Genomic DNA, 17,561 nt, shown 5'->3' on the forward strand with positions numbered 1-17,561 from the left:
ATGGCACGCATGGTTCAATGCATCAAACTCAATAAAGAAGCTGAGGGCATGGATTTCGCTCCACTTCCTGGTGAATTGGGCAAAAAGATCTGGAATGAGGTCTCTAAAGAGGCCTGGGCAGCTTGGTTAAAGCATCAAACCATGCTCATTAATGAAAATCGCCTCAATATGGCTGATCCTAGGGCACGCCAATACCTTCTTAAGCAAGTTGAAAAATACTTTTATGAGGGTGGCGCTGATGCAGCGCAGGGTTTCGTTCCACCATCTGAATAAATTCCAAATTGGGCTTGACGAAGCATTATTAGAGGCATAGGATGAAAGTGTGGTGTTACAGCAGGTGTGTAGCCCACATTGGTCTAAATGTATTTAGACTGCTAACGTAAGCATATCTCTATGCTTATTGGGCACTAGGGACATCAAACTCCCCCTTGCTCCTGTCACATTGAATGTGGCAATTAAACCCGATGGGCATACCCCGTCGGGTTTTATTTTTTAAACTTACAAAATGATTCGTTCAACGCCTGTCGAATTGCTTACCAATAAGACATCGGCCTTTTCTTTAGCAAAGATGCCAACAGTCAGTACGCCAGCAATTTGATTGATCTGTGCCTCAAGCGCTGGTGGGTTATTGATACTTAAACCACTAACTTCCAGTATCCAACCGCCGTTATCGGTAATAAAGGGTTGGCTAGGGGTTTGGTTTAAATCTTCACGGGTATTTTTTTGAAGTCTGAGCGTGATCTTCCCGCCAATTTTTTCCATTTCACGCGTCACAATGGCACAGGCCATTGGCATAACCTCAACCGGCAATGGAAAGTGGCCCAAGATGGGTACTTGTTTAGAGGCATCACAGATACATAAAAACTGATTGGCCATTGAAGCGATAATCTTCTCTCTGGTTAAGGCTCCACCACCACCCTTGATCATATTGCCCTGAGGATCAATCTCATCGGCACCATCAACGTAGACTGGTAATTGCACAACATCATTGGGATCTAAAACTGTGAAGCCATGTTTTAGGAGACGCTCTGTGCTGGCATTTGAACTCGATACCGCACCAGCGAAATGGCTTTTGTGGGGTGCGATGGCATCAATGAAGCAGTTGACGGTTGAACCGGTTCCCACACCCAGGACTTGCCCAGCGGGAAGCTGAAGAACCTCATCACGAGCTGCCTGGGCAACTAATTGCTTTAATTGGTCTTGATTCATGATCTCAAGCAGTCCTTAACTTAGTCAATTTCTTCATTAATCTATCTAGTGGCACAGGGGATAATTATTAATATCATATGATATCGATAAAGCAATCTACTGAACTATTTAAGAAGCCACTACTATGCCATCCGCCTTAGAACAACTCAAAGCTTTCACCACCGTAGTCGCCGATACCGGGGATTTTGAGCGGATGCGCCAATTTTTACCTCAGGATGCTACCACCAACCCCTCTCTCATTTTGAAAGCTGCCCAACAGAGTAATTACCAAGCTCTGGTTGATCAGGTCAAAGCCGCTCACCCTGGTATGAAAGCTGCTGAACTGGTTGACTATATTTTGGTTGCTTTTGGTTTAGAGATTCTGAAGATTGTGCCTGGACGAGTCTCCACTGAAGTCGATGCCCGCCTCTCTTTTGATACCGCTGGAACGATTGCCAAAGGCAAGCACCTTATCAGCCTCTATGAATCGCATGGCATCAAGCGCGAACGCATCCTCATTAAATTGGCTGGCACTTGGGAAGGCATTGAAGCAGCGAAAGCTTTAGAAGCAGAAGGTATTCATTGCAATATGACTTTGCTCTTCTCTTTGGTTCAAGCTGCAGCGTGTGGTGCTGCCAACGCTAAGTTGATCTCCCCATTTGTGGGCCGTATCACTGATTGGTTCAAAGTTAAATTAGGCAGTCAGTGGAGTGATGCTAGCCACACTGGCGCTAATGATCCTGGCGTACTATCTGTGAAGCGGATCTATCAACACTACAAACACTTTGGCATCAAAACAGAAATTATGGGTGCGAGTTTTCGTAACACGAGCCAGATTTTAGAATTAGCGGGCTGTGATCTATTAACGATTAGCCCTGAACTCTTGGCAGAACTCCAAAAGAGTGATCAGCTAGTAAGTCGTAAATTACTGGAGAAAAGTGAATCATCTGCTGAGATAGACATGTTGAAGCTAGATGAATCGAGCTTTAGGCTTGAACTCAATAATGATGCGATGGCTACAGAAAAATTAGCTGAAGGGATTCGGAACTTCTGTATTGATACTGAGAAGTTAGAGAACTTGCTTAGCTAAGCGCTGTCTGAGTGCCTCATAGAGGCAAACGCCGCTCGCTACCGAGACATTCAGGCTTTCTACGACGCCTTGCATCGGAATTCTGACCAACTCATCACAGGTTTCCTTGGTGAGTCTGCGCATGCCCTCACCTTCGGCGCCCATCACAATGCCTATGGGTCCTGTTAAGTCAACATCGTAGATCGACTTCTTGGCTTCATCGTCTGTGCCAATCAACCAAACACCCGCTTCTTGCATCTCTTTCATACTACGTACCAGATTGGTTACAGTAATGACAGGGATGACTTCAGACGCGCCACTGGAGACTTTGCTCACTGTGGCATTAATCGAGGCAGACCGATCTTTTGGAATAACCACGGCATCGACTCCTGCACCATCAGCAACCCGTAAACAAGCACCAAAGTTATGGGGATCAGTAACCCCATCCAAGACCAAGAAGAGTGCTTTTTCTTGCTGTGCTTGGACATCTTCAACGACTTCTGTAATGGTACGCGCTACAGTCATCTTCTCTGCAAGAGCTACAACGCCTTGATGGCGATCATGCCCTGTAAGTTTGTGCAAACGCTCTGCATCAGCAGCATGCAGGCGCTCACCTAAGATCTCTTCAGCCTGTTTGAGAAAGTCACCCATGCGTCGATCACGACGGCTGGGATCAAAATAAACTGACTTCACGCTATCGGGATCCACTCGCAAGCGGGCTTGTACCGCATGAAATCCTACTAAGATTTGTTTCATGTCGATAGTCTACTTATTTACGACGTGCTTTGGTATTGCGGACAGGTGGCTTACTACCCGCTGCTTTACCAGGCATACGTCCAGGATTGGCTGCTTTGGCTTTTCCGTTCTTACCGTTATTACGGTTTGATTTACCTTTGGATTGTGAAGCCCCTAAATTACCTGAAGTCTTGGCTGCATTGACATTGATGCCGCTGGGTTTTTGAGGTGTTTTGCTTTGCGGACGTGATTTCTTGGAGGCCGCCTTTTTATTGGGCCTTCCTGTCTCTGTTGCTAGAACCATTGAGCGTCGATTGAAATTATTGCCTGGCTCAGCACCAACAGCTTTCATGAGGCTAAATTCAATTTTGCGGGCATCTAAATCGACGCGACTGACTAGTACATGCATTCTGTCGCCCAAACGATAACGAATACCAGTTCTTTCACCACGCAATTCTTGGCGGGCTTCATCGTACTGGAAATAATCTCCACCCAATTCCGTGACATGGACCATGCCTTCAACAAAGAGGTTCTCCAGTTGAATGAATAAACCAAAACTAGCCACACTAGTCACGGTGCCGGCATATTCTTGACCCAGGTGATCGCGCATGTAATAGCACTTGAGCCATGCTTCTACGTCACGTGAGGCTTCATCGGCGCGGCGTTCATTCGATGAACAGTGCACACCCAGCTGACCCCAAATGGGTAATGCTGCATTTGCGCCTTTTGGTAACTTAGTGCCTTTTTCTGCCGCAGTCTTCGCATCGGTATGGGATTTTTTCGCATCTACCGCATTCTGACGTGCTTTACCTTTACGAGGCAGGGTTAAGTTCAGAGGAACTTTAGGAGGCAAGACAGGGATGTAGGGTTTTTTCTGCAGAATCGCTTTGATCACCCGATGGGTTAATAGATCGGGGTAACGGCGAATCGGGCTCGTGAAATGAGAATACGCTGGATAAGCTAGACCGAAGTGGCCTTCGTTATCGGGTTGGTACATCGCCTGTTGCATCGAGCGCAAAACCACCGATTGCAACATATTGGCATCAGGACGCTCTTTAACTTCTTTGATTAACTTCGCAAAGTCGCGTGGCTTGGGTTTTTCACCACCGCCTAATGACAGGCCAGAAGTACGCAGAACTTGACGCAAGGTTACTAACTTCTCTTCAGATGGCTCACCGTGAACACGATATAAGCCAAGATGCTTGTTCTTCTCAATAAAGTCAGCGGCACAGACGTTAGCCGTCAGCATACATTCTTCAATCAGGCGATGCGCATCATTACGCGTGCGGGGCTCAATACGCATGATCTTACCGAGCTCATTACTGATAATCTGGGTTTCAGTAGTCTCAAATTCAATCGCACCACGCTTTTCTCTGGCGGATAACAAGATCTTGAAAAGAGAATACAAATTCATGAGCAATGGACGGAACTCAGCAAAGCGGGCTGCTTCTGGGCCTTTGCTGTTTGAGAGAATCTCCCAAACGATGTCATAGGTAAAGCGTTGCGCAGAATGCATCACTGCTGGATAGAACTGATAAGCCAATACGATGCCGTTGTTATCTACTACAGAATCACACACCATACAGAGTCGGTCTACGCCGGGATTTAGAGAGCAAAGACCGTTAGAGATCTTCTCTGGCAACATCGGAATGACACGTCTTGGGAAATACACTGAGGTTGCTCGTAACAGACCGTCATCATCTAAAGGATGACCAGGTTTAACGTAGTGCGATACGTCTGCAATTGCTACGATCAAACGCCAAGCTTTACTTTTTCCGTACATGACGGGCTCAGCGTAGACCGCATCATCAAAATCACGGGCATCAGCACCATCAATCGTGACCAGTGGAACATCACGCAAGTCAACACGACCTTCTAAATCTGATTGCTGAACGGTATCGGGCAGTGCTGCAGCTTCTTTCATTGCAGCAGCAGAGAATTCATGAGGTACACCGTACTTACGAACGGCGATCTCGATTTCCATACCAGGGTCATCAATCTCTCCCAGTACTTCAACTACCCTACCTACTGCTTGGCGATAGCTATCGGGGTAGTCAATAATTTCAACGCTGACGACTTGGCCGAGTTTCGCGATACCCTGACCCTTGGGCGGGATCAGAATGTCGTGACCAATCCGTTTATCTTCCGGAGCAACAATGAGAACACCATTTTCATTGAGCAGTCGACCAATGACGAGCTTATTAGCATGCACTACGACTTCAACAATTTGTCCCTCTGGTCGACCTCTGCGATCAGTGCCCAACACTTTGACATTGACCCGGTCACCGTGCATCACGCGGGACATCTCTTTTTCGGAGAGGAAGATATCCTCACCACCATCATCGGGGATTACAAAACCAAAACCATCTCTGTGGCCTTGAACGGTACCTAAACGATTGTCATCGCGGGGCACCACATGATCTGCTTTACGCATTGATTTCCTCTGGCATTACTTGCCGTATACAGCTAATTTAAAGCCATTTTTGTTATTTACTAGACCAACTGTATCAAATCAGCGTGTCCTCTTTGGAAAAGCCCAAAAGGGGCTCAAAACACCTCAAAGTGACCTGCCCGTATAATATAGAGACGCCCAGATGGCGAAATTGGTAGACGCACCAGCTTCAGGTGCTGGCGATCGAAAGATTGTGGGGGTTCGAGTCCCTTTCTGGGCACCAAACTTCTATTTTTCAGCAGTCTGCCAGGGCCACCTGCCGGTCATTTCGAGTGTCAAAGACCAACTCAAGAAACAACGCAAGGTAATAATGGCGCCCAAGATGGCAACGCTCATTAGGGTCGGGTTAATTGCAACGGTTCGAATGATATCGCTTGCAACCAGAATCTCTAAACCGAGCAATAAGGCACGAATAATTTGATCTCGAAACGCTTTATAGGAATCATCGATGGGTCGTTGAGCGATGTTTCTAATGAAGCCCAATAAGCCCCATAGAACACCCAGGGAAACAACAGCAACACCCAAAGCATCCATCACATCGCTGACATAGCGAATGATTTGCGCTAAACCCAATGAAGTCTCCAACATAGTTCTTGCCTCCCCTCGCCTCGCCTTGTCTTATAGAGTTACTTGCCAGGCTGGCTAATTTTGATCGTCTTCATCAGCGCACTTACTGCCTCTTGACGTCTTTGTTGCACTAAGGCTTGGGCGATACCGGCTTTAGCTTCATCAAAGCTTGGCAATACAAATGGCTTCACATCATCGACCATCACAATATGCCAGCCATTATTAGTCTGGATTGGCTTAACTGTGAACTGCCCTTTAGCCATATTAGGGACAACACTGTTGATGGGGGGAACTAGCTGGCTTGGCAAAGCCCAGCCCATTATTCCGCCTCTTGCCCCTGAGGTTTTATCAAGAGACTTTTCTTGCGCCAAGACTGCAAAGGATGCGCCCTTATTGAGCTGAGTAATAATTTGATTTGCCTCTGCTTCGGTATTAGTAACAATCTGTGAGAGCTTGTACTCTTTAGTATTCTGTGGCTCTTTGCTGAGAGAGACCTGTTTTTCGTATTCGGCTTTAACGTCAGCCTCTGATAAAGGATGCGCTTTGAAGTACTGCGCAAACCAGAGCTCTAATACGGCATTTTGTTCAGCCAACTTGATCTTGAAAGCATTATTACCGGTCGTCAATAAGCCCGTCTTCTTAGCATCTTGAGAAACCGCTTCGCGCAGAATCAAGTCATTTAAGACGGATTGACGCAGTTCTGGAGTGTCTTTTGCCCCTTCTGAAACAGCGACATTGACCCACTCATTGAGTTGGCCAGAGGTAATTTTGGCGCCATTCACAACCACCAGAACAGTGCCGCCACCAGTTTGCGCTGTTGCGAAATGGCTGGCTAAGCCCAAAAGGATCAGGATCAGGATTTTATTAATATGTTTCATAGGGCTGTAGTTTCAGTGTGAGGATTGGGTTTGTGGTTTGAGTCTATTAATGACCCCATGATACAAGAGCAAAAAGGTGGCCCCTAAATCGCCATTGAGCGGTGCAAGATCTTGGATTTCATCTCGTCCCAGAGACCCTCATAGTCTTCGATCGTCTGATCGGATAGTTTGATGGGATCAAAGAGTCCATTAAATACAATGCTTCCCTTGGGCACCAGAGTCTTTTCAAACTCGGTCAGACCAATGGGCTTTTCATCCATATCGCGGGTGAGTTCTGCCGAACAGACGATTGCTTGTGAACTATCTCGGTCGATTACAGCAAACTCAATCAATTCTTGTTTTTTACCCAGAATAATGAGAGTACCTCGCGCATAAGAGACGGCATCATGCGTTTGAACAATGTAAGAAAGAAATTGGGTCTCTTCTTGCTTTTCCATCCGCAAATCATCGATAAAGAAAAGATATTGATCCCCTTCAGCATTAACTAAAGTAAATACTTTGGGAATAACACCATGACCTAGGCTGAGGTTCCGGTAATAGTTGGCGATTTCAATAGCGAGGTTTTCAGAATAGAGATGCATAAGGTATTGGGTGTTTTAAGCGCTTAATTGAGCCTTAAGAAAAGACATGGTTCTTTCCCAAGCGAGCGTAGCTGCCTCACCATGGTATTTCAGATACGGTAAGTTACGAGCGTCTGCTTCTTCATTAGCAAATGCATGTTTGGCATCGTAGCGATAAAACTCAATTGGCGCTCCTGCATCATTGAGCATGCTCTCTAACTGATCTACACCACTAATAGCAAAGGCATCATCATGCAAAGCCCAGTGGGCAAGCATCGGTTTTGTAATGGCTTTAGGGTTGACAAACTCTAATGGTGGATAGCCGTACCAAACTACCGTTGCATCTAACTCAGGAACATTGCAGGCAGACAACACGGTTAGCGCTCCACCCATACAAAATCCGGTGACAGCCACTTTGGGGCTGCCCATTTTTTTGAGGTATTGCACGGCTCCACGAATATCTTGCCCTGCCGCATCTCCGAAATTGAGCCCTTGCATTAAGTGCTCTGCCTCATGGGCCTCTAGCGCGAGTTGTCCCCGGTAAAGATCGGGAACTAAGGCGCGGTAGCCAGCTTTGGCGAGCTGATCCGCCACCCCTTTAATCTGCTCATTTAAGCCCCACCACTCCTGAATCACTACGATTGCTGGCGCATTGCTTGGATTGGCTGGTTCAGCTAAGTAAGAATTAACGATTTGACCATCGGGTCTTGAGTATTGAATCATGACTTCACTCTTCTATAAAAAATAATCTTAATGACTGGATGGGGCGGGTTTTTGATCTGAATGAATACGACCGACTAAGTAATAGGTTAACAAACCACAGGCCGCTGCCCCGAATCCAACCAAATTGTAATGTTGCATATTCCCGTCCGCACCTATCGTTACAATCGCTCCGGCAACAACTGACGCAACTCCGGATGCAAACATTTGAACTGAACCAATCAGACTCATGAAAGTCCCTCTAATCTTGGCATCTACCACTTGACTAATAATGGCCATTGCTGGAATCATGCGACCCGAAATCAAAATAAAGAAGAAAGTGGAATTGATCAGCACTAGCCATAGAGGAACTGGCGGTAAATTGGTAGTCACTAAAACTGGCACCAAACTCACAATTGCCAGGACTTTAAATACCGATACTTTACCGTGCTTGTCAGCCAAATAACCAATGTAACGCGAGGTAATGAGCGTTGCCACCCCCCCGCACAGATACACCAGAGAAATATAGTCATTGGCGATCCCCACATTACTAGTGAGATAAAGCGCAATGTATGGAATTACTGTAAAACCCGTCATCATGATTAGAAACATAAAACCAAAAGCCTTGAGATGTTTTGGAGCAAAGGCAATTTGATAGATTTGCTGGAAGCGGCTACCCTCATGAACGTGCGACAGATGCCCCATGATCCTGGGAATATTGCGATAGGCCAGATATAGAATGACGCACGAAACAATGGCAATAAAAAAGAATGGTGCGCGCCAACCCAATGAAGGAATATGGTTTGCCAAGAACAAGCTCAGCGGCACTCCTGCAACAGTCGATACTGAAAATGCAGCCATGACTGTTCCCAGAGCCTTCCCTCTGCGCTCAAACGGAATCGCGTCGGCAATAATGGTTTGAACCAAGGAGCCCAAAATGCCACCAAAGGCTCCCGCAAATGCCCGTGCAATAAATAGGATGACATAGTTGGGGGCAAGACCGCAGATTAAAGTAGCCACAATGAAGCAGGCATATAAACTGAGTAGCAACTGACGACGCTCAAAACGATCAATGTAGTAAGTAGCAAAGATTCCTGAGGCGGCTGCAGCAAAGGTATATGAAGAGAGCAATAAGCCAAATTGATGGGTATTGATATTGAGGACTTTGATGAAAATCGGCCCCAAAGGCATCATGATCATGAAATCCAGAATATGGGTAAACTGAATTCCAGCTAGCGCCAGGAGAAAGAAACGCTCTTTTTGTTTAGCTTGCCCAGGATGCGGATGATCAGTCACAATAAGATACTTTAATAATGGAATAACCTATTATCAGGCCTTAGCAACATAAATGCTTGATCCATATATTTACTTAGACGGACACGAAGATGCCCTTTTTTACTATTGATGTTTCTGACTTTTCGCCTGGGTATATATTTACCGACCTATTCATCGGCGTAATTGGGGTGATTGCCATCCTAATGGTTCATGGCACTATTGTGAATAGGTTGTTGATGCGTTTTGACCAATCGGCTATTGCGCACATAGAAGACAAGAAATATAACTGGGTCTTTGTCCAGTTTTATATTTCTTTTATCCGCATCGCCATGGTTCATATCTTAGAGATTTATATCTGGGGAGTGTATCTAGCCCTCTTAGGATTTTTACCGAATTTAGTTAAAGCAGTGTTGTTTGCTGGGAGCTGCTACACCACGATCGGATTTGTTGAGGATGTTTTGCCCTATGGCAGAAAGAGTCTCGCGTTTTATATCGCTCTATCGGGTTTCTTTTGCTTGGCCTGGACTACCTCCGCCATGATCGATATGACGCAAACTTATAAAGCAGCTTGGCGTAAGAAATATGAAGGGAAAAAGTTCTTCTTACTGTGATTTTCTAGTGTTTGATGTAGTAGCCGTAGACACAACGTTTACCACCTCTAGATGGATCGTGCGTATCGTAAATCACGCCATCAATCATTGCCGTTAGGTGCTTTGATAATCTCACAATCAGTTTGCCATGTGGCAACTCATCAGCCCTCAAGTGCACCTGGCAGCCTTGACCAACTTGCATAGTAGGCACCCAAGTAAAGCCCTGTTTTAGGATGTAATCATGAAAGACATCACGATGATTGCCATTACGTGGTGATGCGCCTCTGGCATTGAGACTTCTGGCTAATCGATTCTTTTTATTGACAGCATAAGACGCATTGGCTTCACGCAGATCTTCATAGACGGTTGTGTAGGGCTTACTAGCCGCTATAGCGATCGCCCTCACTACACAGTCGCCTGCTCTACCCTGAAATCCTGCAGCATGCCTACCGCCATCACTCCACTCGAAGGCAGTGGAATGAGATGTAAATAGCTGAATCAGAAAAGCGAACACCTAAATTAAGCTTGTCCCTTTTTAGCCTCAGCTTTTTTTACCTCTAAGCGCCAAGCATGTAGCAATGGTTCGGTATAGCCATTGGGCTGCTCAAGGCCTTTGAAGATCAAATCACTCGCTGCTTTAAACGCATAAGAGTCTTTGTAATTTGGCATCATTGGCTTATATAAAGGATCGCCTGCGTTTTGTCCGTCAACAATAGCGGCCATCCGTTGCATAGCCTCCTCAACTTCTTCCTTACTTACATATTTGTGTAGCAACCAGTTTGCAATATGCTGACTAGAAATACGCAATGTGGCACGATCTTCCATTAAACCTACGTTATAAATATCGGGCACCTTAGAACAACCAACACCTTGGTCAATCCAGCGAACTACATATCCCAAAATGCCCTGGCAATTATTATTCAGAGATTCGCGAATCTCCTCTTTAGTCCAATCGGGATATAGCGCAATTGGTACAGTCAAGAGGTCATCGGTTAAAGCCTCATACTCAGCTGCAGTATCTTGCTTCTCCATATCCTCTTGGATCTTGGCAACATCGACCTGGTGATAATGAATTGCATGCAATGTAGCGGCAGTTGGGGATGGCACCCAAGCGGTATTCGCGCCAGCTAAAGGGTGTGCCCCTTTTTGCTCTACCATTTCCTTCATCAAATCTGGTGCAGGCCACATGCCCTTACCAATCTGAGCGCGGCCACGTAGACCACAATCCAAGCCAGCTAACACGTTACGACGCTCATAAGCACCAAACCATTTAGCGATTTTCATCCTACCTTTGCGTACCATAGCGCCGCCATACATTCCGGTATGCATTTCATCGCCAGTGCGATCCAAGAAACCAGTGTTAATAAAAGCAACGCGCTCACTTGCGGCTGCAATCGCGGCCTTGATATTGACGCTCATACGGCGCTCTTCGTCCATGATGCCTAATTTGACTGTGTTCTCGGGTAAACCCAGTAATTTCTCAGCCCGACCAAAGAGCTCACAAGCAAATGCCACTTCTTCTGCGCTGTGCATTTTTGGCTTAACAATATAGACTGAGCCCTTGCGAGTATTACCAATCTTTTGCGAAGCAGGACGCTTAATGTCATATAAGGCGATCAAAACTGTTACTACAGCATCCAAGATGCCCTCGTAAATCTCTTTACCACCTGCCGTCAAAATCGCAGGATTAGTCATCAAATGGCCAACGTTACGCAGGAACAAAAGCGAGCGCCCATGCAGAGTCACGATGCCATCCTTGGCATTAGTGGCGCCAATGCCAGCTTTGTATTGACGATCAGGATTGAGGGTACGGGTAAAGGTCTTGCCACCCTTGCTAACCTCTTCAACCAGCGTGCCCTTCAGGATCCCTAACCAGTTCTCATAGGCGAGTACTTTGTCATCAGCATCAACAACTGCTACTGAATCCTCTAAATCCAAAATGGTTGAAAGTGCCGCTTCAAGCACTACATCATTTACGCCAGCCGGATCAGCAGCGCCAATCGTTTTAGTCTTGTCTATTTGGATATCAATATGAATACCATGATTACGCAATAAAACTGAGGATGGTGAAGAAGCCTCGCCTTGATAGCCAACAAACTGCTTCTCATCAACTAGACCAGTAGTGTTTCCATCTTTTAGCTTGACTGAAAGTTTATTGTCGATAACAGAATACGCAACTACATCACTATAGGAGGCCTTTGATAATGGAGCGGCGTGATCCAAAAACTGACGCGCATAGGCAACAACTTTTGCACCACGAATTGGGTTGTATGCGCCTGCCTTAGTTGCACCATCTTCTTCGGAGATCACGTCTGTACCGTATAGAGCATCATACAAAGATCCCCAGCGGGCATTGGCAGCATTTAAAGCATAGCGCGCATTTAATACTGGAACAACGAGTTGTGGGCCAGCTTGTAGGGCTAGTTCATCATCTACATTTTGAGTGGTCGCTAAAGTCTTGGCAGGCACCTCCTCGATGTAGCCAATCTCGTTCAAATACTTGCGATAGGCTGGCATATCTTTGATTGGGCCTGGATTGGCTTTATGCCATTTATCCAAATCAAGCTGCAAGCGATCACGCTTAGCTAGTAAGGCTTCATTTTTAGGGGTGAGATCTTTAACGATTTCGTCAAAACCCTTCCAGAAATCAGCACTCTGAATGCCAGTACCAGGCAAAACTTTGTCTTCAATAAAGCGGTATAAGGGGGTAGCAACTTGTAAGCTATTGCAGGTGGTACGTGCTGTCATGATCAAACCTATGTATCTAAATAAATGGAAAAGTTAAAAAAGAATGGGTTCTATGATTTTTGATTAATCCTGAAATGGATGCTGGAGCAAAATGGTTTCATCGCGCTCTGGTCCGGTGGAGACCATCGCAATAGGCTTACCAGCAACTGCTTCAATCCTGCGTAAGAAATTTTGAGCCTCAGTAGGCAAGTTTTTCCACTCCCGAATACCGAAGGTACTGCCCTGCCAGCCCGGAAAATCTTCATAGATTGGTTGGCAGCGGGCAACCGACTCAGCACCACGAGGAAGTACATCGAGTTGCTTGCCATCTAAGTTGTAACCTACGCATAAGCGAATGGTCTCTAAGCCATCCAAGACGTCTAACTTGGTAATGCAAAGGCCAGTCAAACCATTAATTTGGATTGAGCGCTTCAGTGCAGCAGCATCTAGCCAACCAGTGCGACGTGGACGACCGGTAACAGAGCCAAACTCTTTACCAACTTCAGCCAAGCGAATACCGATCGGATCTTGTTTAGCAGGGTTGTCATGGTCATACAACTCACTTGGGAATGGGCCTGCACCAACCCGCGTGCAATAGGCTTTAGTGATACCCAAGATGTAGTGCAAAGACTCTGGGCCAACACCAGACCCTGCAGCAGCATTACCCGCTACACAGTTGCTTGAGGTGACATAAGGATAGGTGCCGTGATCGATATCGAGCAAAGTACCTTGCGCACCTTCGAATAACAGATTCTTGCCGGCTTGTTCAGCAGCATATAAAGCGCTGGAGACATCTACGACCATCGGCGCGATGCGCTTAGCGTAAGACATTGCTTCATCTAAAGTTCGCTGAAAATCTACAGGCTCTGCACCGTAGTAATTTGTCAGCATGAAGTTGTGGAACTCGAGATTCTCACGCAGTTGCTCAGCAAACTTTTCTGGATAGAACAAATCCTGTACACGTAAGGCGCGGCGAGCCACTTTATCCTCATAAGCAGGGCCAATGCCGCGGCCGGTTGTGCCAATTTTGGCTTCACCGCGTTTTTTCTCGCGCGCTTGGTCAATGGCAACGTGATACGGCAGGATCAAAGTGGCCGCCTCAGAGATCTTCAAACGGGATTGCACATCCAGACCTGCCGCTTCGAGTTCACCAATCTCTTTAAACAAAGCCTCTGGTGAAAGGACTACGCCGTTACCGATGTAGCAAATCACATCCTTGTGCATGATTCCAGAGGGAATCAGACGGAGAATGGTTTTCTTGTCACCAATGATGAGGGTATGGCCTGCGTTATGCCCTCCCTGAAAGCGCACTACTGCTTGTGCATGATCCGTCAGCCAATCAACGACCTTACCTTTGCCTTCGTCACCCCACTGTGTGCCAATGACAACGACATTACGACCATGTACTTCTTGCTTTACCGACATAACCATTCCAAATCAAGATTAATAAAATAGGGTTTACTTTTGACTCACCGACCACTTGCCACCTTGCTTCACTAACTCGCGGTCACAGACATATTCAGCAGATTGCATTGGCTCTCCAGCATTCAACTGAATAATGACTTCGCCAGCTTGGCGCAGGCTATCAATCACTTGCTTGAGCTGGGCATCATTATCCCAAGGTGCCAGAATCGCCTTCTTCGGCTTTTGATGAGGAGACAAACTCGCCAGCGTTAATAAATCGAGTGAGAATCCCGTTGCTGGGCGTGCACGGCCAAAGGCTTTGCCAACTTGATCATAGCGTCCACCCCTAGCAATAGGCTGTGGAAGTTTATCAATGTAGGCAGCAAACATCACGCCGCTGTGATATTGATATCCACGTAAATCTGCAAGATCAATACTCAGTTCGAGACCTTTCGATAGATCACTCGCTGATTCAATTAAGTGGGCTAACTGCGCAAGTGCTTCTTTGACCTCGGGGGTTTGGGGCAAGGCAGTCTTTGCTTTGTTAAGAACTTCTGCACAGGGTCCATTGAGCTCAGTTAAAGCAAGTAGCGCTTTAGCAGTTTGTTCTGGAAGTGATTTTGCCCAAACACTTAAGCGTGGACGGTCTTTACTCTGAAGCAAGCCATACAAAGCTTCCATCTCAATACTTGCAAGGTTCTCTTTAGCAAGGATGCCATTCAGAATACCGGCGTGTGAGAGGTCTAAATAGACTTTATCCAAACCCGCTAAGCTCAAGGTCTTAAGTAATAAGGTAATGGCCTCTAAATCCGCTTGCCAGGTTGCGCAGCCATAAATCTCAGCGCCAAGTTGCAATTCTTCTCTTGCGGTACTTCCAACTGGGGTACGCGCGTGCGCAACCGAGCCTGCATAACAAAGACGGGTTACGCCCTCGCGATTAAGTAAGTGGGCATCAATACGAGCCACTTGTGGCGTAATGTCAGCACGCAAACCCAAGGTACGGCCCGATAACTGATCAACCAGTTTGAAAGTTTGTAGGTTGAGATCGGAGCCAGTACCGGTCAATAAAGAATCCAGAAACTCCAAAATTGGAGGCGCAACCAATTCATAACCGTAGGATTGATAGAGATCCAAAATGTTTCGGCGCAAAGTCTCAACCTTGCGGGCCTGGGCTGGCAAAACATCAGCAATATCTTCTGGAAGTAACCAACGATTCATTATTTTGAGCTCTATTCTTTCACTGTTTTCGTATTGATCACTTATCGGGACTCCCGATCTCGACTTCTCAAGAGATCCCGTTTCACTTCAGGGCGAGCTGTTGGAGTGCTATTGGGTGCACTCGCGCTTGGAGCAGATGGAGTCGCCACTGGCTCAGCGGGCTTAGCAACACTAGCACTTGCAGGTAAAGGATCGAGCTCTACGCTCTGTATCGGCCAAGGCTGATGCCAATGAAAACCCTCACTCGCTGGGGACGCATCCTTACCAAAAGTTTTGATAACACCAGTTCGGCCTTCTGGAACAACGTAGAAGCCACTACCTAGCCACAGCATGACAAATGCCAGGATAACCACTACGTAACCAGCGTAACGACTGAGTGGATTGGCATTGTCTTTAGCACCAAAATAGCTGCTGAGGCGATTATTAAAATCACGCCACAACTCATCTAAATCTGGAGGACCGTCCGGCTTTTCAGGCTGTCGATTGGGCGAACTGGGTGGCAGATTACTTTTTAGAGCTTGTTCATTCCCCTGCTCATCTTTAGCTTCTTTTGATCCTTGGCTTTCGCCAGAATCGTTTACTGCAAAGAGGTTAAGAAATTTACGCGTCATTCGGTGAATAAATAATGCTCGGAATAGGATTAAATTCAGCAGTTTCTGGTCGTTCTGGCAAAGGGGCTAAAAACTCGTCCGAGGCCATCTGCTGCTTGGCACGGCTCTGTTCTGCCCTCATTTTATCAGTCATTTCTGAGCACTCTGCCAGCGCTGATCTCAGTAAATCGAGGCCCAAGCCTGACTGGGCGGACAGGAAAATCTGCTTTGGGATACCCTGCCCATCCCTCACCAAAACAGGGCCTTTAGTAAAGGTTTGGGGCATTAAATCGATCTTGTTCATGATCTCAATACGGGAGATCTCATCAGCCCCAATTTCAGCCAAAACGGCCTCAACCTCGGCAATTTGCTCTTTCATGACCGGACTGCAGGCATCAATCACATGCAGGATCAGATCCGCATGAATAGTCTCGTCCAAGGTCGCCCGAAAGGCTTCCACCAGTTGGTGCGGTAGTTCACGGATAAATCCAACCGTATCAGACACCACAATAGAACCAATCCCATCGAGGTGAACGCGGCGTGAGGTCGTATCGAGAGTTGCAAAGAGTTGGTCAGCAGCATAGGTGCCCGCTTTGGTCAGCGAATTGAATAAAGTCGATTTACCCGCATTGGTATATCCCACCAAGGAGACTGAAAAGACTGCTTGACGATGACGTGACCGCCTTTGGGTTCTTTGCTGACGCTGGAGTTTTTCAAGTTCACTCTCCAGGCGCTTGGCCTTGGTCGCCAGCATCCGGCGATCCAACTCCATCTGGGTTTCACCAGGCCCACCTCGCACACCAATACCACCGCGCTGTCGCTCCAAGTGACTCCATGCGCGCACGAGGCGCGACATGCGATAACGCACTTGCGCTAACTCCACTTGGGTCTTACCAATATGGCTTTGGGCGCGTTGACTAAAGATGTCCAGAATGAGACCGGTACGGTCCATTACATGCCGACCCAAATGGCGCTCAAGATTACGTTGCTGAGTAGGTGATAAGGGATGATTAAAAATGGCTAACTCAGCGTCATGCTCTTCCATAACGCGCTTGAGCTCATTGACTTTACCTGAGCCAATAAATAAAGCCGGATCGGTTTTGCCTTTACGAGCGATGACACTTGCGGTCGGAATGGAGCCTGCACTATCAGCCAGAAGACTGAGCTCGGCCATGCTGTCTGCAAAATCTTCGCGTCCGGTATCTACTCCAACCAGAACGGCGCGTGCCGCATCGACTCCGGTGTTATACAGAGCCACCTTCTTCTAAACGAAATTCCACTGCACGTGCGGGAACAATAGTTGAGATGGCATGTTTATAAACCATCTGAGTCACGGTATTGCGCAAAAGCACGACATACTGATCAAATGATTCGATATTGCCTTGGAGCTTAATGCCGTTCACGAGATATATCGAGACAGGCACGTGCTCTTTACGCAAGGTATTTAAGAACGGGTCTTGTAATAACTGAATGGGTTTAGTGCTCATACTGCTCCTTACTGATTATTAGTGTGCTTATAGTTTGGGAGTCTTGCTTTTTTATTGACTATGGTTTTCCGGCAAATTTCATGCTGCGGGACTATCTATCTTACGCCTATCTGGGCGTTTTT

General features: G+C 46.7%; 18 protein-coding genes and 1 tRNA gene. 4 read left to right on the forward strand and 15 right to left on the reverse strand.

From position 1 onward, the window contains the following. A complete protein-coding gene (locus tag Pas1_RS05480; RefSeq protein ID WP_112203811.1) occupies positions 1–273 on the forward strand; it encodes an oxidative damage protection protein in 273 nt (90 codons plus the stop codon). Positions 274–498: 225 nt separating this feature from the next. Here Pas1_RS05480 and rpiA read toward each other — a convergent pair whose 3' ends face one another. Then, positions 499–1,209, reverse strand: coding sequence for a ribose-5-phosphate isomerase RpiA (gene rpiA, locus Pas1_RS05485; RefSeq protein WP_112294715.1), 711 nt, complete (start codon positions 1,207–1,209; stop codon positions 499–501). 124 nt (positions 1,210–1,333) lie between these two features. On the opposite strand from rpiA, the gene tal reads away from it, so the two are divergent. Next, positions 1,334–2,278 carry a transaldolase gene (tal, locus tag Pas1_RS05490; protein ID WP_112294716.1) on the forward strand — a complete coding sequence of 315 codons (945 nt, stop codon included), beginning with the start codon at positions 1,334–1,336 and terminating at the stop codon, positions 2,276–2,278. On the opposite strand, the gene rlmB is transcribed toward tal, so the two are convergent. Together rlmB and rnr are read right to left on the reverse strand one after the other, a co-directional pair. Then, a complete protein-coding gene (gene rlmB / locus Pas1_RS05495) occupies positions 2,258–3,013 on the reverse strand; it encodes a 23S rRNA (guanosine(2251)-2'-O)-methyltransferase RlmB (RefSeq protein ID WP_404824854.1) in 756 nt (251 codons plus the stop codon). The genes tal and rlmB overlap by 21 nt on opposite strands. Before the next feature lie 13 nt (positions 3,014–3,026). Beyond that, entirely contained in the window at positions 3,027–5,426 is a 2,400-nt protein-coding gene (gene rnr / locus Pas1_RS05500; RefSeq protein ID WP_112294717.1) for a ribonuclease R, read from the reverse strand. A gap of 154 nt (positions 5,427–5,580) precedes the next feature. Here rnr and Pas1_RS05505 point away from each other — a divergent pair. Beyond that, positions 5,581–5,667: transfer RNA gene (locus tag Pas1_RS05505), tRNA-Leu, on the forward strand. 5 nt (positions 5,668–5,672) lie between these two features. Here Pas1_RS05505 and Pas1_RS05510 read toward each other — a convergent pair. The 5 genes from Pas1_RS05510 to Pas1_RS05530 form a co-directional block, all read right to left on the reverse strand. Then, positions 5,673–6,032: a DUF1622 domain-containing protein gene (locus Pas1_RS05510; RefSeq protein ID WP_225971585.1), complete on the reverse strand. Its 360-nt coding sequence runs from the start codon at positions 6,030–6,032 to the stop codon at positions 5,673–5,675. Between the two features lie 38 nt (positions 6,033–6,070). Further along, positions 6,071–6,889 (reverse strand): peptidylprolyl isomerase, encoded by an 819-nt coding sequence (locus tag Pas1_RS05515; protein WP_112294718.1) that lies wholly within the window; start codon positions 6,887–6,889, stop codon positions 6,071–6,073. 83 nt (positions 6,890–6,972) lie between these two features. Continuing rightward, entirely contained in the window at positions 6,973–7,470 is a 498-nt protein-coding gene (locus Pas1_RS05520; protein WP_112209147.1) for a hypothetical protein, read from the reverse strand. A gap of 15 nt (positions 7,471–7,485) precedes the next feature. Further along, positions 7,486–8,172, reverse strand: a complete 687-nt coding sequence (locus Pas1_RS05525) for a dienelactone hydrolase family protein (protein ID WP_112294719.1) — start codon at positions 8,170–8,172, stop codon at positions 7,486–7,488. Between the two features lie 27 nt (positions 8,173–8,199). Beyond that, the gene (locus tag Pas1_RS05530; RefSeq protein WP_225971586.1) at positions 8,200–9,444 is read right to left on the reverse strand and encodes an MFS transporter; all 1,245 of its coding nucleotides are present in this window, start codon (positions 9,442–9,444) and stop codon (positions 8,200–8,202) included. 89 nt (positions 9,445–9,533) lie between these two features. Here Pas1_RS05530 and Pas1_RS05535 point away from each other — a divergent pair, with 89 nt between their 5' ends. Then, positions 9,534–10,034 carry a hypothetical protein gene (locus Pas1_RS05535; protein WP_112294720.1) on the forward strand — a complete coding sequence of 167 codons (501 nt, stop codon included), beginning with the start codon at positions 9,534–9,536 and terminating at the stop codon, positions 10,032–10,034. Between the two features lie 4 nt (positions 10,035–10,038). Here Pas1_RS05535 and Pas1_RS05540 read toward each other — a convergent pair whose 3' ends face one another. From Pas1_RS05540 to hfq, 7 genes are all read right to left on the reverse strand, one after another. After that, entirely contained in the window at positions 10,039–10,527 is a 489-nt protein-coding gene (locus tag Pas1_RS05540) for a hypothetical protein (RefSeq protein ID WP_112209144.1), read from the reverse strand. 5 nt (positions 10,528–10,532) lie between these two features. Continuing rightward, positions 10,533–12,761, reverse strand: a complete 2,229-nt coding sequence (locus Pas1_RS05545) for a malate synthase G (RefSeq protein ID WP_112294721.1) — start codon at positions 12,759–12,761, stop codon at positions 10,533–10,535. 63 nt (positions 12,762–12,824) lie between these two features. Next, the gene (locus tag Pas1_RS05550) at positions 12,825–14,165 is read right to left on the reverse strand and encodes an adenylosuccinate synthase (RefSeq protein WP_112203791.1); all 1,341 of its coding nucleotides are present in this window, start codon (positions 14,163–14,165) and stop codon (positions 12,825–12,827) included. 33 nt (positions 14,166–14,198) lie between these two features. Then, on the reverse strand, positions 14,199–15,362 hold the full coding sequence (locus Pas1_RS05555) for an ATP phosphoribosyltransferase regulatory subunit (RefSeq protein WP_112294722.1): 1,164 nt from the start codon (positions 15,360–15,362) through the stop codon (positions 14,199–14,201). A 41-nt stretch (positions 15,363–15,403) separates the two neighbouring features. After that, positions 15,404–15,973 (reverse strand): protease modulator HflK, encoded by a 570-nt coding sequence (locus Pas1_RS05560; protein ID WP_112209141.1) that lies wholly within the window; start codon positions 15,971–15,973, stop codon positions 15,404–15,406. Continuing rightward, on the reverse strand, positions 15,963–17,126 hold the full coding sequence (gene hflX, locus Pas1_RS05565) for a GTPase HflX (protein ID WP_404824876.1): 1,164 nt from the start codon (positions 17,124–17,126) through the stop codon (positions 15,963–15,965). Before hflX ends, Pas1_RS05560 begins: the two co-directional genes overlap by 11 nt. Positions 17,127–17,196: 70 nt before the next feature. After that, the gene (hfq, locus tag Pas1_RS05570; protein WP_112203785.1) at positions 17,197–17,439 is read right to left on the reverse strand and encodes an RNA chaperone Hfq; all 243 of its coding nucleotides are present in this window, start codon (positions 17,437–17,439) and stop codon (positions 17,197–17,199) included. Between the last annotated feature and the right edge of the window lie 122 nt (positions 17,440–17,561).

Origin of the sequence: Polynucleobacter paneuropaeus (assembly GCF_003261235.1) — a bacterium.
Taxonomy (GTDB): domain Bacteria; phylum Pseudomonadota; class Gammaproteobacteria; order Burkholderiales; family Burkholderiaceae; genus Polynucleobacter; species Polynucleobacter paneuropaeus.

Excerpts from the sequence above, each read along its gene's own strand:
- Pas1_RS05480 (WP_112203811.1), top strand. The coding sequence starts at position 1 with ATGGCACGCATGGTTCAATGCATCAAACTCAATAAAGAAGCTGAGGGC.
- rpiA (WP_112294715.1), bottom strand. The coding sequence starts at position 1,209 with ATGAATCAAGACCAATTAAAGCAATTAGTTGCCCAGGCAGCTCGTGAT.
- tal (WP_112294716.1), top strand. The coding sequence starts at position 1,334 with ATGCCATCCGCCTTAGAACAACTCAAAGCTTTCACCACCGTAGTCGCC.
- rlmB (WP_404824854.1), bottom strand. The coding sequence starts at position 3,013 with ATGAAACAAATCTTAGTAGGATTTCATGCGGTACAAGCCCGCTTGCGA.
- rnr (WP_112294717.1), bottom strand. The coding sequence starts at position 5,426 with ATGCGTAAAGCAGATCATGTGGTGCCCCGCGATGACAATCGTTTAGGT.
- Pas1_RS05510 (WP_225971585.1), bottom strand. The coding sequence starts at position 6,032 with ATGTTGGAGACTTCATTGGGTTTAGCGCAAATCATTCGCTATGTCAGC.
- Pas1_RS05515 (WP_112294718.1), bottom strand. The coding sequence starts at position 6,889 with ATGAAACATATTAATAAAATCCTGATCCTGATCCTTTTGGGCTTAGCC.
- Pas1_RS05520 (WP_112209147.1), bottom strand. The coding sequence starts at position 7,470 with ATGCATCTCTATTCTGAAAACCTCGCTATTGAAATCGCCAACTATTAC.
- Pas1_RS05525 (WP_112294719.1), bottom strand. The coding sequence starts at position 8,172 with ATGATTCAATACTCAAGACCCGATGGTCAAATCGTTAATTCTTACTTA.
- Pas1_RS05535 (WP_112294720.1), top strand. The coding sequence starts at position 9,534 with ATGCCCTTTTTTACTATTGATGTTTCTGACTTTTCGCCTGGGTATATA.
- Pas1_RS05545 (WP_112294721.1), bottom strand. The coding sequence starts at position 12,761 with ATGACAGCACGTACCACCTGCAATAGCTTACAAGTTGCTACCCCCTTA.
- Pas1_RS05550 (WP_112203791.1), bottom strand. The coding sequence starts at position 14,165 with ATGTCGGTAAAGCAAGAAGTACATGGTCGTAATGTCGTTGTCATTGGC.
- Pas1_RS05555 (WP_112294722.1), bottom strand. The coding sequence starts at position 15,362 with ATGAATCGTTGGTTACTTCCAGAAGATATTGCTGATGTTTTGCCAGCC.
- Pas1_RS05560 (WP_112209141.1), bottom strand. The coding sequence starts at position 15,973 with ATGACGCGTAAATTTCTTAACCTCTTTGCAGTAAACGATTCTGGCGAA.
- hflX (WP_404824876.1), bottom strand. The coding sequence starts at position 17,126 with ATGGCCGAGCTCAGTCTTCTGGCTGATAGTGCAGGCTCCATTCCGACC.
- hfq (WP_112203785.1), bottom strand. The coding sequence starts at position 17,439 with ATGAGCACTAAACCCATTCAGTTATTACAAGACCCGTTCTTAAATACC.